This is a genomic window from Streptomyces sp. SID12501 (genome assembly GCF_010550245.1).
GTDB lineage: Bacteria > Actinomycetota > Actinomycetes > Streptomycetales > Streptomycetaceae > Streptomyces.
The window spans coordinates 1-456 of sequence record NZ_JAAGLU010000572.1 but is presented as its reverse complement, the minus strand read 5'-3'; the positions used below and the strand labels follow the sequence as shown (position 1 = coordinate 456).

The window sequence follows — 456 nt, the reverse complement described above, 5'->3', positions numbered from 1 at the left end:
GAAGTAGCGCGCGTCCGGGTACGACGCGAGGATGCTCGCGAGGGACTTCCGGTACGTGTTGGTGGAGTGGTAGGTGAGGTACGGCATGCCGTTGCCGCTGCGGTACGTCACCATCATCGAGTGGTCCTTGGACCCGTCCTTGTTGAAGTCCACTTGCAGTACGTCACCGACGTCCATCTGGTGGACGTTCGCCAGGTTGGCGGCCCGCTGGTTCGACAGCGTGAACCAGGCCCACTCGTTGGCGCCGACCCAGGAGTCGCTCTGCCGGCTGCCGTCGTACCACCAGTTGCGGTAGTCCGAGGACGAGCCGGGAGCGGCCTTCCAGCCGCCCGCCTTCAGCGCCTGGCTGATGAAGTTGGTGCAGTCGCCGCCGGCGCCGTTGAACTTGCGGTACTGGGGGTTGTAGTTGCTCCAGTACTTCTCGGCGTACTTCGCCATGGCGTTGTAGTCGTACGC

1 protein-coding gene is annotated in these 456 nt (G+C 64.3%); it reads right to left on the bottom strand.

Annotated elements, in window-relative coordinates:
- The coding region (locus G3I71_RS47340) for an amidase domain-containing protein (RefSeq protein ID WP_164325131.1) at positions 1 to 456 on the bottom strand (456 nt) is incomplete at both ends.